Origin of the sequence: Thalassotalea sp. G20_0, assembly GCF_017744175.1 — a bacterium.
GTDB lineage: Bacteria > Pseudomonadota > Gammaproteobacteria > Pseudomonadales > Endozoicomonadaceae > Endozoicomonas.
In genome coordinates this window covers 1-767 of sequence record NZ_JAGHQV010000328.1, presented here as the reverse complement: position 1 = coordinate 767, position 767 = coordinate 1, and the positions used below count along the sequence as shown (strand labels likewise).

Below are 767 nucleotides of genomic sequence, written 5' to 3'. Positions count from 1 at the left end.
GCCCTGCTGCAAAAATTAGGATTTGAGGTTATTGAAATCCCGGTGAAAAAGCTTGATAGCCACGATTCAATGAAAATAGTTATTGAGCAAATCAAGGCAAAGTTAGCCGTCCTGCCAAAGGCTCATGGCTCTGTGTCACTTAACAGCGGTGAGTGGACGGCAGATGATGTATATTTTACTGCCGATGATGGAGGGCAATGTTCAGATGACTGTTATTTTACGGCCGAAGAATATTTAGAAGAGCAAATAAAAAAGCCCAAAAAAAGAAAAAGGAAGAGAAAAAAGCCAGTAAAAAATGCTACCTGCTGATGCCGTAAAATAGTCTACTTTTTATATTTTCCATGAATTAATGAAATATAATTATGGACAGAGGCTGTGCTGGTATAAGTTGGAAATACACAACATCAGGTAATGATTATAAACGACCAGATGATAATGCCGGTGCTTCAGGGAGTGGGCAATACAGATATGGCACAGTCAGGCAGGTGAATGCGCCACGACCCTATCTTCGGAAGCATAATGAATGTCATCCTGCTTCTGACGCCTGCTCTGCTAACCATCCACCAGGACATTCAATAAAACCTGCTCATGGTTTTAATGCTCTCATCACACAAGAAAAAATGGATTGGCTGGTGAGGGTATCTGCTCGTTATGGTGATCACTATGATGGTAAAACACACAGTCAATTTGCCTGTTCAATCAAACAATACACATCAAGGGAAAAACGACCATTAAATCATAGTGAACAACGCCAACTGATACCATTG

At 40.7% G+C, this 767-nt stretch carries 2 protein-coding genes; both read left to right on the top strand.

The window, feature by feature from the left end; translation table 11 throughout:
• Window positions 1–309, top strand: a 309-nt coding sequence (locus tag J7438_RS26330; protein ID WP_209278986.1) for a hypothetical protein, incomplete at its 5' end; no start/stop codon positions are given.
• A gap of 53 nt (window positions 310–362) precedes the next feature.
• Window positions 363–767, top strand: a 405-nt coding sequence (locus tag J7438_RS26325; protein ID WP_209278985.1) for a hypothetical protein, incomplete at its 3' end; no start/stop codon positions are given.